The sequence below is a fragment of the Pseudomonas sp. PH1b genome, assembly GCF_000633395.1.
GTDB lineage: Bacteria > Pseudomonadota > Gammaproteobacteria > Pseudomonadales > Pseudomonadaceae > Aquipseudomonas.
The window spans coordinates 95,698-107,298 of record NZ_AYMU01000033.1; the positions used below are offsets into that span (position 1 = coordinate 95,698).

At 57.8% G+C, this 11,601-nt stretch carries 13 protein-coding genes; all 13 read left to right on the forward strand.

Going from position 1 to position 11,601, the window contains the following annotated elements:
* Positions 1-31: 31 nt before the first annotated feature.
* The 13 genes from U873_RS0131965 to atpG all read left to right on the forward strand — a co-directional run bounded on the left by U873_RS0131965 (position 32) and on the right by atpG (position 11,580).
* Complete coding sequence (locus U873_RS0131965) at positions 32-862, forward strand: phytanoyl-CoA dioxygenase family protein (RefSeq protein WP_025132134.1); 831 nt, start codon at positions 32-34, stop codon at positions 860-862.
* A gap of 194 nt (positions 863-1,056) precedes the next feature.
* Positions 1,057-1,398 (forward strand): hypothetical protein, encoded by a 342-nt coding sequence (locus tag U873_RS0131970; protein ID WP_025132135.1) that lies wholly within the window; start codon positions 1,057-1,059, stop codon positions 1,396-1,398.
* Positions 1,399-1,958: 560 nt separating this feature from the next.
* Complete coding sequence (mnmG, locus tag U873_RS0131975; RefSeq protein ID WP_025132136.1) at positions 1,959-3,851, forward strand: tRNA uridine-5-carboxymethylaminomethyl(34) synthesis enzyme MnmG; 1,893 nt, start codon at positions 1,959-1,961, stop codon at positions 3,849-3,851.
* Positions 3,848-4,492 carry a 16S rRNA (guanine(527)-N(7))-methyltransferase RsmG gene (gene rsmG / locus U873_RS0131980; RefSeq protein ID WP_025132137.1) on the forward strand — a complete coding sequence of 215 codons (645 nt, stop codon included), beginning with the start codon at positions 3,848-3,850 and terminating at the stop codon, positions 4,490-4,492. Before mnmG ends, rsmG begins: the two co-directional genes overlap by 4 nt.
* Positions 4,493-4,510: 18 nt before the next feature.
* Positions 4,511-5,308 carry a ParA family protein gene (locus tag U873_RS0131985; RefSeq protein WP_025132138.1) on the forward strand — a complete coding sequence of 266 codons (798 nt, stop codon included), beginning with the start codon at positions 4,511-4,513 and terminating at the stop codon, positions 5,306-5,308.
* A gap of 9 nt (positions 5,309-5,317) precedes the next feature.
* Positions 5,318-6,190 carry a ParB/RepB/Spo0J family partition protein gene (locus tag U873_RS0131990; protein ID WP_025132139.1) on the forward strand — a complete coding sequence of 291 codons (873 nt, stop codon included), beginning with the start codon at positions 5,318-5,320 and terminating at the stop codon, positions 6,188-6,190.
* Positions 6,191-6,338: 148 nt separating this feature from the next.
* Positions 6,339-6,746 (forward strand): F0F1 ATP synthase subunit I, encoded by a 408-nt coding sequence (locus U873_RS0131995; RefSeq protein ID WP_025132140.1) that lies wholly within the window; start codon positions 6,339-6,341, stop codon positions 6,744-6,746.
* A 16-nt stretch (positions 6,747-6,762) separates the two neighbouring features.
* On the forward strand, positions 6,763-7,635 hold the full coding sequence (gene atpB, locus U873_RS0132000) for a F0F1 ATP synthase subunit A (protein ID WP_025132141.1): 873 nt from the start codon (positions 6,763-6,765) through the stop codon (positions 7,633-7,635).
* A 133-nt stretch (positions 7,636-7,768) separates the two neighbouring features.
* Positions 7,769-8,026, forward strand: coding sequence for a F0F1 ATP synthase subunit C (gene atpE, locus U873_RS35620; protein ID WP_002555987.1), 258 nt, complete (start codon positions 7,769-7,771; stop codon positions 8,024-8,026).
* 57 nt (positions 8,027-8,083) lie between these two features.
* Positions 8,084-8,554: a F0F1 ATP synthase subunit B gene (locus tag U873_RS0132010; protein ID WP_025132143.1), complete on the forward strand. Its 471-nt coding sequence runs from the start codon at positions 8,084-8,086 to the stop codon at positions 8,552-8,554.
* 12 nt (positions 8,555-8,566) lie between these two features.
* Positions 8,567-9,103: a F0F1 ATP synthase subunit delta gene (locus tag U873_RS0132015; RefSeq protein ID WP_025132144.1), complete on the forward strand. Its 537-nt coding sequence runs from the start codon at positions 8,567-8,569 to the stop codon at positions 9,101-9,103.
* A 21-nt stretch (positions 9,104-9,124) separates the two neighbouring features.
* Positions 9,125-10,669, forward strand: a complete 1,545-nt coding sequence (gene atpA, locus U873_RS0132020) for a F0F1 ATP synthase subunit alpha (RefSeq protein WP_025132145.1) — start codon at positions 9,125-9,127, stop codon at positions 10,667-10,669.
* Positions 10,670-10,719: 50 nt separating this feature from the next.
* Positions 10,720-11,580 (forward strand): F0F1 ATP synthase subunit gamma, encoded by an 861-nt coding sequence (atpG, locus tag U873_RS0132025; RefSeq protein ID WP_011064382.1) that lies wholly within the window; start codon positions 10,720-10,722, stop codon positions 11,578-11,580.
* Positions 11,581-11,601: the final 21 nt, after the last annotated feature.

Sequence of the window (11,601 nt, forward strand, 5' to 3'; positions counted from 1 at the left end):
GACGCTCTGAACGAATGAAAAGGAAATCACCATGCAAACATTTCAATTGCCGGAATCCACCCTCGAAGCTTTTCAGCGCGATGGTGCCGTATGTATCCGCCAACTCTTCAGCGCTGACGAAGTGGCTCTGCTGGAGCAGGGAATCGAACAGAATCTGGCCAGCCCCAGTGAACGAGCCAAGGTGGCCAGCAGTGCGGATGACCCTGGCTGGTTTTTCGAGGATTTCTGCAATTGGCAGGACAATCCCCAATACCGCCAGTTCATCTTCAACAGCCGGGTGGGGCACGTCGCCAGCCAGCTGATGCGCAGCAACAGCGCCCGGTTGTACCACGATCATCTGTTGGTCAAGGAACCCAACACTCGCCAGCCCACGCCCTGGCACCAGGATCAGCCGTACTACAACGTAGAGGGACGGCAGAACTGCAGCATGTGGATGCCCGTGGATCCGGTGGCGCGCGAGTCAACCCTGGAATTTGTCGCCGGCTCCCATCTGGGCCCCTGGTTGATGCCCAGGACCTTTCTCGACAACCAGGCCAAGTGGTTTCCCGAAGGTAGCCTTGCCGATCTCCCGGATATCGAAGCCGACCGGTCAGCCTGGAACATCCTTGGCTGGGCCCTAGAACCCGGGGATGCGGTGTTTTTCCACATGCTGACCCTCCACGCTGCAGGAGGTGTGGGCGGTGCTCGCCGACGCCGGGCGTTCTCCTTGCGCTTTCTTGGCGAGGACATGTGTCATGCGCCGCGGCCGTGGCGCACCTCGCCAGAGTTTCCGGGGCTGGCGAGCGAACTGGAGGGAGGAGCGCCGATGGAACATCCACTGTTCCCTCGCCTGTGGCCACTCACCCAGGAAGGACAAGGCTGAAGAACTCAACACGGCATTGCGGCGCACTATCCGCCGGTATTTCAGATTGATCTGATATTCGTGCCGGGCAGGGCCGGCCAGCATGTCGCGCCGCTGCTGTCACGCGGACATGCTTCGTCGGGTGACGACCGCATGGAAAACTCCGGCAATGTGATTGCCGCCCTGTACACAACGCGGGAGATGAAAGGGTGTTTATGCGCTTTTATGCTTGTCTTGCCATCTTGAGCCTGGCCCTTGTCCATCAGGCTGCCTGGGCTCAACCCTCCACCGATAAGGCGCCAGCGGCGACGGGTGTCGCCGCCTTCGAGTCGCCGGCTTCCGTGCCAGCAACAGCTGCTCCTGGGGACAGTTCGATTGCCCAAGGGAACGACAGCCCCTTGTCCACAGAGGACACCTGGCCAAAGGATGAAATAACCGGTGAACATGGCATCGAAGGGATCAAAGCGCTGCTGAAGAAATACTGGCTGGTCCTGATCGTCTTGTTTCTGGGGGGAAGCTGGTGGCTTCAGGGACGCTTGACCAAGCGCTCCGACTAGCTCACCGCCTTCCTTTCTGTTCCACAGACAGGCTCTTGCAGCCTGTCTGACTCGTCTGTTGTCCCTCTGCGCTTCATTTTTGCCAGCTCTTGCGGTCCTGGTACGACCTGCCCTGCCTGATTTTCATCCACAGAGGGTATTCCTGTGGATTAAGCCCTGTGCATAACTGCCCTTGTGGGCGGTTGATAACCGGGCTTCAAAACTGAGGAAAAACCCCTCTGTGGATAACCACCCCTTTAATCCACAGGCTTAAAGCGCTTATCCAAGGGCCTCATGACCACCTAACCACAGAGTTAAAAACCTCTGTACATATTGAATAATAAGGCCTTCAGAGCTTTATCCACAGATAGGGTGCTGTATAAGAATAAACATAAAAACAAGGTTTTAATAAATTTCTTTCTTTTTAATTTCTATTGTCCGTGAGTCATCCACAGCTGGTTAAATTTTGTTCAAAGGGTTCTTTAGGAAGGGCGAAGTCCCTATACTTGCCGCCTTGGTCCAAAAACCAACCCAACAACTACTCCTAATTACTCCTACTTGAAGCAGGCACGAGGTGCGTGGTGGATTTCCCTTCCCGTTTTGAAGTGATCGTCATCGGCGGCGGTCATGCCGGTACCGAGGCAGCACTTGCATCAGCACGCATGGGGGCAAAAACCCTGTTGCTGACGCATAACGTGGAAACCCTCGGAGCCATGAGTTGCAACCCCGCAATTGGCGGGATCGGCAAGAGCCATCTGGTCAAGGAAATCGATGCCCTGGGCGGCGCGATGGCCATGGCCACCGATAAAGGTGGTATTCAGTTTCGCGTCTTGAACAGCCGCAAAGGCCCAGCCGTGCGCGCTACTCGCGCCCAGGCCGACCGCGTTCTGTACAAGGCCGCGGTACGCGAGATTCTGGAAAACCAGCCCAACCTGTGGATATTTCAACAGGCGGCCGACGACCTGATCGTCGAGCAGGATCAGGTACGTGGCGTCGTGACTCAGATGGGTCTGCGTTTCTTCGCCGAATCCGTGGTGTTGACCACCGGAACCTTCCTCGGCGGACTTATCCACATCGGCATGCAGAACTATTCCGGCGGTCGCGCCGGCGATCCGCCCTCGATAGCCCTGGCGCAACGACTGCGGGAGCTGCCGTTACGTGTCGGCCGCCTGAAAACCGGTACACCGCCACGTATCGATGGCCGTTCTGTGGATTTCTCGGTGATGACCGAGCAACCCGGCGATACGCCGATTCCGGTGATGTCGTTCCTGGGCTCCAAGGAACAGCATCCGCAGCAGGTCAGTTGCTGGATTACCCACACCAACGCCCGCACCCACGAGATCATCGCCTCGAACCTCGACCGTTCGCCGATGTACTCCGGGGTGATTGAAGGCATTGGCCCACGCTACTGCCCGTCGATCGAAGACAAGATCCACCGCTTTGCCGACAAGGAAAGCCACCAGGTCTTCATCGAACCCGAAGGCTTGACCACCCATGAGCTGTACCCGAACGGGATATCCACATCCTTGCCGTTCGATGTGCAGTTGCAGATCGTGCAATCGATCCGCGGCATGGAAAACGCCCACATCGTGCGTCCAGGCTATGCCATCGAATATGACTACTTCGACCCGCGGGACTTGAAGTACAGCCTGGAAACCAAGGTTATCGGCGGTCTGTTCTTTGCCGGACAGATCAACGGCACCACCGGTTACGAAGAGGCCGGAGCCCAAGGTTTGCTGGCCGGGGCCAATGCGGCACTGCGTGCTCAAGGCAAAGACAGCTGGTGCCCGCGTCGCGACGAAGCCTACATCGGCGTGCTGGTAGACGACCTGATCACCCTGGGTACCCAGGAACCGTACCGGATGTTCACGTCCCGGGCGGAATATCGCCTGATCCTGCGCGAAGACAACGCTGACCTGCGTCTGACCGAAAAAGGTCGCGAACTGGGCCTGGTGGATGACGTGCGCTGGGCCGCGTTTTGCAAGAAGCGTGAAGAAATCGCCCAGGAAGAGCAGCGCTTGAAGTCCACCTGGGTTCGCCCGGGCACCGAGCAGGGCGATGCCATCGCGCAAAAATTCGGTACCCCGCTGACTCACGAATACAACCTGTTGAACCTCTTGAGCCGTCCGGAAATCGACTACGCTGGTCTGGTCGAAGTGACTGGGCAGGGCGCAGAAGACCCGCAGGTCGCGGAACAGGTCGAGATCAAGACCAAGTACGCCGGTTACATCGACCGTCAGCAGGACGAGATTGCCCGGCTGCGTGCCAGCGAAGACACCAAGCTGCCTGTGGATATCGACTATTCCGGTATTTCCGGACTGTCGAAGGAAATCCAGAGCAAGCTCGGCGCGACCCGTCCAGAAACCCTGGGCCAGGCCTCACGGATTCCCGGCGTGACCCCGGCGGCGATTTCCCTGTTGATGATTCATTTGAAAAAACGCGGCGCGGGCCGTCAGTTGGAGCAAAGCGCTTGAGTTCGTTGGTTACCTCGAAACACGCCGAAGAGTTATCCACAGGTGCTCGCCAGCTTGGCGTCAGCCTGAGCGAAACCCAGCAGCAATTGCTGCTGGGCTACCTGGCCCTGTTGATCAAATGGAACAAGGCCTACAACCTGACCGCGGTGCGCGATCCCGACGAAATGGTTTCCCGCCACTTGCTCGACAGCCTGAGCGTGATGTCGTTCATCGAAAACGGCCATTGGCTGGATGTCGGTAGCGGCGGCGGCATGCCCGGCATCCCGCTGGCGATCCTGTTTCCCGAGTCGCAGGTCACCTGTCTGGACAGCAACGGCAAGAAAACCCGGTTCCTGACCCAGGTCAAACTGGAGCTCAAGCTGGACAACCTGCAAGTTATCCACAGTCGGGTCGAAGCCTTCACGCCTGAACGGCCTTTCAACGGGATCATTTCCCGGGCGTTCAGCAGCATGGAAAACTTCACCAGCTGGACCCGCCACCTCGGCGACCGCGATACACGCTGGCTGGCAATGAAGGGCGTCCATCCCTCCGATGAGCTGTTAGCATTGCCGGCAGACTTCCACCTCGATAGCGAACACGCCTTGGCCGTACCCGGTTGCCAAGGCCAACGCCATCTGCTGATACTGCGCCGCACGGCATGATTGGGAACACAAGCAAGAATGGCTAAGGTATTCGCGATAGCGAACCAGAAAGGTGGCGTGGGCAAGACCACCACCTGCATCAACCTCGCAGCATCCCTGGTAGCGACCAAGCGCCGGGTGCTGCTGATCGATCTCGATCCACAGGGCAACGCCACCATGGGTAGCGGTGTGGATAAACACGGTTTGGAAAACTCGGTCTATGACCTGCTGATCGGCGAATGCGACCTGGCCCAGGCCATGCACTATTCCGAGCACGGTGGTTATCAATTGTTGCCGGCCAACCGCGACCTGACCGCCGCGGAAGTGGTGCTGCTGGAAATGCAGATGAAGGAAAGCCGTCTGCGCAGCGCCCTGGCACCGATCCGTGAGAACTACGACTACATCCTGATCGACTGCCCGCCGTCGCTGTCGATGCTCACCCTCAATGCCCTGGTGGCCGCCGATGGGGTGATTATCCCCATGCAGTGCGAGTACTACGCCCTGGAAGGCTTGAGCGACCTTGTGGATAACATCAAGCGCATCGCTGAACTGCTCAACCCTGAGCTGAAGATCGAAGGCTTGCTGCGGACCATGTTCGACCCGCGCCTGAGCCTGATGAACGATGTGTCGGCGCAGCTCAAGGAACACTTCGGTGATCAGCTCTACGACACCGTGATTCCGCGCAACATCCGTTTGGCCGAGGCGCCGAGCTACGGCATGCCGGCATTGGCGTACGACAAACAATCCCGTGGCGCGCTGGCCTATCTGGCCCTGGCGGGCGAGATGGTTCGCCGGCAACGTAAACAATCGCGCGCCGCAGCCGCCCAGCCAACTTAAGGAATCCCCATGGCCGTCAAGAAACGAGGTCTCGGACGTGGACTGGATGCACTGTTGAGTGGTCCGACTGTCAGCGCACTGGAAGAACAAGCGGTGCAGGCTGACCAGCGTGAACTGCAACACCTGCCCCTGGACCTGATTCAGCGCGGCAAGTACCAGCCGCGCCGGGACATGGATCCGCAAGCGCTGGAAGAACTGGCGAACTCGATCAAGACCCAGGGGGTTATGCAGCCGATCGTGGTGCGCCCTATCGGTGGTGGTCGTTTCGAGATCATCGCCGGTGAACGCCGCTGGCGTGCCAGCCAGCAGGCTGGCCAGGAAACCATCCCGGCGATGGTCCGCGATGTCCCCGATGAAACCGCCATTGCCATGGCATTGATCGAGAACATCCAGCGCGAAGACCTCAATCCCATCGAAGAAGCGGTAGCCCTGCAGCGCCTGCAGCAGGAATTCCAGCTGACTCAGCAACAGGTCGCCGAGGCGGTGGGCAAGTCCCGCGTCAGCGTGGCCAACCTGCTGCGCCTGATTGCCTTGCCTGAGGTGATCAAGACCATGCTGTCCCACGGCGACCTGGAAATGGGGCACGCCCGTGCATTGCTCGGATTGCCGGAAAATCAACAGGTTGAAGGGGCGCGACACGTTGTCGCACGAGGCCTGACGGTGCGCCAGACAGAAGCCCTGGTACGCCAGTGGCTGAGCGGCAAGCAGGAGCCTGCCGAACCGGTCAAACCGGACCCGGATATCGCTCGTCTCGAGCAGCGCCTGGCCGAGCGCCTGGGCTCTGCGGTGCAGATCCGCCACGGGAAGAAGGGCAAAGGTCAGCTGGTGATCGGCTACAACTCCCTGGATGAGCTGCAAGGCGTCCTCGCTCACATCCGCTGAAACATTTCCTTATGTAGCGCGCAGTCGGAAATCACTACCCGGCAGTTGAATAGGGGCTGAACCGCCCCTATACTCTGCGCGCATTTTGTCGGCACAAATTATGCCAAGTTATTGAATTCTGGCAGCCGACCCTTGAGGAGCAAGAGCGATGGAAACCCGCACGCCAAACCGCTTGCCGTTTCATCGCTTGGCGGTTTTTCCGGTTTTATTGGCTCAGTTGGTCATTCTACTGATAGCCGCTCTGGCGCTCTGGCAATGGCGTGGAGTCGTAGCCGGATACTCAGGCCTTTGCGGAGGACTGATAGCCTTGCTACCCAATGTGTATTTCGCTCACAGGGCATTTCGGTTTTCCGGCGCCCGAGCAGCCCAAGCCATCGTCCGGTCTTTTTATGCCGGTGAGGCGGGCAAACTGATTTTGACGGCGGTGCTGTTTGCACTGACGTTTGCAGGTGTGAAGCCATTGGCGCCGCTGGCTGTATTCGGCGTCTTCGTGCTGACCCAGATGGTCAGCTGGTTCGCTCCCCTGCTAATGAGAACAAGACTTTCGAGACCTTAGGGCGTTTGAGGCAACCATGTCAGCAGAAACAACCGCTTCGGGCTATATCCAGCACCACTTGCAGAACCTGACCTTCGGTCAGCTACCCAATGGGAGCTGGGGCTTTGCCCACTCCGCAGCAGAAGCCAAGGAAATGGGCTTCTGGGCATTCCACGTCGATACCCTCGGCTGGTCTGTCGCACTGGGTGTGATCTTCATTCTTCTGTTCCGCATGGCGGCCAAGAAGGCGACTTCCGGCGTGCCGGGCGCTTTGCAGAACTTCGTCGAGGTGATGGTTGGCTTCGTCGATGGCAGCGTGAAGGACAGCTTCCACGGTCGCAGCCCGGTGATTGCACCGCTGGCGCTGACCATTTTCGTCTGGGTGTTCCTGATGAACGCCATCGACCTGGTACCGGTGGACTGGATTCCACAACTGGCCATGTTGATCTCGGGCGATCCGCACATTCCATTCCGTGCGGTTTCCACTACTGACCCGAACGCGACCCTGGGCATGGCCCTGTCGGTGTTCGCACTGATCATTTTCTACAGCATCAAGGTCAAGGGCATCGGCGGCTTCATCGGCGAACTGACCCTGCATCCGTTCGGCAGCAAGAACATTCTGGTTCAGGCGCTGCTGATTCCGGTGAACTTCCTGCTGGAGTTCGTGACCCTGATCGCCAAGCCAATCTCTCTGGCACTGCGTCTGTTCGGCAACATGTATGCCGGCGAACTGGTGTTCATCCTGATCGCTGTGATGTTCGGCAGCGGCCTGCTGTGGCTCAGCGGGATGGGTGTGGTTCTGCAATGGGCGTGGGCTGTGTTCCACATCCTGATCATCACCCTGCAGGCCTTTATCTTCATGATGCTGACCATCGTCTACCTGTCGATGGCGCACGAAGAGAACCATTAAGACCAGTCTCGACTAGTCTGATGTCCCTCTCGTTGCGGCGAGAGGGAGCCCGTCTCGGGCTCGATGAAACGATTTGTTTTACCGCTTTAATCTAAAAAACCTAAACCATACGACGTAAAAGTCGGGAGGAAAGATGGAAACTGTAGTTGGTCTAACCGCTATCGCTGTTGCACTGTTGATCGGCCTGGGCGCACTGGGTACCGCAATTGGTTTCGGCCTGCTGGGCGGCAAGTTCCTGGAAGGCGCAGCGCGTCAGCCAGAAATGGTTCCAATGCTGCAAGTTAAAATGTTCATCGTTGCCGGTCTGCTCGACGCCGTAACCATGATCGGTGTTGGTATCGCTCTGTTCTTCACCTTCGCAAACCCCTTCGTTGGTCAACTCGCTGGCTAATCACTCGATTCTTCGAGTTGATTGGTGTGACGGACAACGAACGAGCGAGGTGTTGGCGTGAACATTAATGCAACCCTGATTGGCCAGTCCGTTGCGTTCTTAATTTTTGTATTGTTCTGCATGAAGTTCATTTGGCCTCCGGTCATTGCTGCTTTGCACGAACGTCAAAAGAAGATCGCGGATGGATTGGACGCTGCCAACCGAGCAGCTCGTGACCTGGAACTGGCCCAAGATAAAGCGGGTCAGCAACTGCGCGAAGCAAAAGCTCAGGCAGCTGAAATCATTGAGCAAGCCAAGAAGCGCGGTTCTCAGATCGTCGACGAAGCCCGTGAACAGGCTCGTGTCGAAGCTGAACGTGTGAAGGCTCAGGCTCAGGCCGAGATCGAACAGGAACTGAACGGTGTCAAAGACGCGCTGCGTGCCCAACTGGGTAGCCTGGCAGTCAATGGTGCAGAGAAGATCCTGGGTGCCACAATCGATCAAAACGCGCACGCAGAGCTGGTTAACAAACTGGCTGCTGAAATTTAAGCGAGGGCGATCATGGCAGAATTGACCACGTTGGCCCGACCTTACGCTAAGGCGGCCTTCGAGCACGCTCAGGCCCACCAGCAGCTGGCCTCTTGGTCAGCCATGCTCGGCCTGGCTGCAGCGGTGTCACAAGATGACACCATGCAGCGCGTGCTTAAGGCCCCGCGACTGACGAGCGCAGAAAAGGCCAGCACTTTTATTGAAGTGTGTGGCGACAAGTTTGATGCACAGGCACAGAATTTCATTCACGTTGCCGCCGAAAACGATCGTCTCCTGCTGTTGCCGGAGATCTCGGCTCTGTTCGACCTGTACAAGGCCGAGCAAGAGAAGTCGGTAGATGTGGATGTCACCAGTGCTTACGCATTGAACCAAGAACAGCAAGACAAACTCGCCAAGGTTCTCAGTGCACGGCTCGGCCGGGAAGTGCGACTGCACGCTGCGGAGGATGCCAGCTTGATTGGTGGCGTCGTAATCCGCGCCGGCGACCTGGTTATCGATGGCTCGATTCGCGGCAAACTCGCGAACCTTGCCGAAGCATTGAAATCTTGAGTTTGAAGGGGCAGCAGAGCAATGCAGCAACTCAATCCTTCCGAAATAAGTGAAATTATCAAGGGCCGCATCGACAAGCTCGATGTGACCTCCCAAGCCCGTAACGAAGGCACTGTCGTCAGCGTTTCTGACGGCATCGTGCGGATTCACGGTCTGGCCGACGTTATGTACGGCGAGATGATCGAGTTTCCGGGCGGCGTCTACGGTATGGCCCTCAACCTGGAGCAAGACTCTGTAGGTGCCGTTGTATTGGGTGCTTACCAGTCTCTGGCTGAAGGCATGAGCGCCAAGTGCACCGGCCGCATCCTCGAGGTTCCTGTTGGTAAGGAACTGCTGGGTCGCGTAGTCGACGCACTGGGTAACCCAGTTGACGGCAAAGGTCCGCTGAACAACACCGAGACCGATGCGGTCGAGAAAGTTGCTCCAGGCGTGATCTGGCGTAAGTCGGTAGACCAGCCTGTACAGACTGGCTACAAGGCTGTCGATGCCATGATCCCGGTCGGCCGTGGCCAGCGTGAGCTGATCATCGGTGACCGTCAGATCGGTAAGACCGCTCTGGCGATCGACGCGATCATCAACCAGAAAGACAGCGGCATTTTCTGCGTCTACGTAGCCATCGGTCAGAAGCAATCGACCATCGCCAACGTGGTTCGCAAGCTGGAAGAAAACGGCGCCCTGGCCAACACCATCGTGGTGGCTGCCAGTGCTTCCGAATCTCCTGCGCTGCAGTTCCTGGCACCGTACTCCGGTTGCACCATGGGCGAATACTTCCGCGACCGCGGTGAAGACGCACTGATCGTTTATGACGATCTGTCCAAGCAGGCAGTGGCTTACCGCCAGATCTCCCTGCTGCTGCGCCGTCCACCAGGCCGTGAAGCTTACCCAGGCGACGTGTTCTATCTCCACTCCCGTCTGCTGGAGCGCGCATCCCGCGTTTCGGAAGAGTACGTAGAGAAGTTCACCAACGGCGCAGTGACCGGCAAAACCGGTTCCCTGACCGCACTGCCGATCATCGAAACCCAGGCTGGCGACGTTTCCGCGTTCGTTCCGACCAACGTGATTTCCATCACCGACGGTCAGATCTTCCTGGAATCGGCCATGTTCAACTCTGGCATCCGTCCAGCTGTGAACGCCGGTGTTTCGGTATCCCGTGTGGGTGGTGCCGCTCAGACCAAGATCATCAAGAAGCTGTCCGGTGGTATCCGTACCGCTCTGGCTCAGTACCGTGAACTGGCGGCATTCGCCCAGTTCGCCTCTGACCTGGACGAAGCGACCCGCAAGCAACTTGAGCATGGTCAGCGCGTTACCGAGCTGATGAAGCAGAAGCAATATGCGCCGATGTCCATCGCCGACATGTCCTTGTCCCTGTATGCCGCTGAACGTGGCTTCCTGACGGACGTCGAGATTGCCAAAGTTGGTAGCTTCGAACAGGCCATGATTGCTTACTTCAACCGCGATCACGCCGAACTGATGGCGAAGATCAACGTGAAGGGTGACTTCAATGACGAAATCGACGCTGGCCTGAAAGCCGGTATCGAGAAGTTCAAAGCCACCCAAACCTGGTAAGCCGCAGCGGGAGCCGCAAGGCTCCCGCTTGCTAACCTGATAGGTGTTACATGGCAGGCGCAAAAGAGATTCGCAGTAAGATTGCGAGCATCAAAAGCACGCAAAAAATTACCAGCGCCATGGAAAAAGTGGCGGTCAGCAAAATGCGCAAGGCACAAATGCGCATGGCTGCTAGCCGTCCTTATGCGGAGCGCATCCGCCAGGTTATTGGTCATCTGGCCAACGCCAACCCGGAATATCGTCACCCCTTCATGATCGACCGTGCTATCAAGCGCGTCGGTTACGTTGTGGTGAGCAGTGACCGTGGTCTGTGTGGTGGCTTGAACACCAACCTGTTCAAGGCCCTGGTCAAGGACATGGCGGTAAACCGCGAACAAGGCGTCGAGATCGATCTGTGTGTGGTCGGTAGCAAGGGTGCGGCCTTCTTCCGCAACTTCGGCGGTAACGTCGTTGCAGCTATCAGCCATCTGGGTGAAGAGCCGTCGATCAATGACCTGATCGGCAGCGTCAAGGTGATGCTGGATGCGTACCTGGAAGGCCGGATCGACCGCCTGTCCGTGGTATCCAACAAGTTCATCAACACCATGACCCAGCAGCCGACCGTGGAGCAGTTGATTCCACTGGAGGCAACCCCGGATCAAGAACTCAAGCACCACTGGGACTACCTCTACGAACCGGATGCCAAGGAGCTGCTGGACGGCTTGATGGTCCGTTACGTTGAGTCGCAGGTCTACCAGGCGGTGGTCGAGAACAACGCAGCTGAACAAGCGGCGCGGATGATCGCAATGAAGAACGCTACCGACAACGCCGGTGATTTGATCAGCGATTTGCAGCTGATCTACAACAAGGCGCGTCAGGCTGCGATCACCCAAGAGATCTCGGAAATCGTCGGCGGCGCTGCCGCGGTTTAACGGTTCAAATATTCAGAGGAT

Excerpts from the sequence above, each read along its gene's own strand:
- U873_RS0131985 (WP_025132138.1), top strand. The coding sequence starts at position 4,511 with ATGGCTAAGGTATTCGCGATAGCGAACCAGAAAGGTGGCGTGGGCAAG.
- U873_RS0131995 (WP_025132140.1), top strand. The coding sequence starts at position 6,339 with ATGGAAACCCGCACGCCAAACCGCTTGCCGTTTCATCGCTTGGCGGTT.
- U873_RS0131970 (WP_025132135.1), top strand. The coding sequence starts at position 1,057 with ATGCGCTTTTATGCTTGTCTTGCCATCTTGAGCCTGGCCCTTGTCCAT.
- atpA (WP_025132145.1), top strand. The coding sequence starts at position 9,125 with ATGCAGCAACTCAATCCTTCCGAAATAAGTGAAATTATCAAGGGCCGC.
- U873_RS0132015 (WP_025132144.1), top strand. The coding sequence starts at position 8,567 with ATGGCAGAATTGACCACGTTGGCCCGACCTTACGCTAAGGCGGCCTTC.
- U873_RS0131965 (WP_025132134.1), top strand. The coding sequence starts at position 32 with ATGCAAACATTTCAATTGCCGGAATCCACCCTCGAAGCTTTTCAGCGC.
- atpE (WP_002555987.1), top strand. The coding sequence starts at position 7,769 with ATGGAAACTGTAGTTGGTCTAACCGCTATCGCTGTTGCACTGTTGATC.
- atpB (WP_025132141.1), top strand. The coding sequence starts at position 6,763 with ATGTCAGCAGAAACAACCGCTTCGGGCTATATCCAGCACCACTTGCAG.
- atpG (WP_011064382.1), top strand. The coding sequence starts at position 10,720 with ATGGCAGGCGCAAAAGAGATTCGCAGTAAGATTGCGAGCATCAAAAGC.
- U873_RS0131990 (WP_025132139.1), top strand. The coding sequence starts at position 5,318 with ATGGCCGTCAAGAAACGAGGTCTCGGACGTGGACTGGATGCACTGTTG.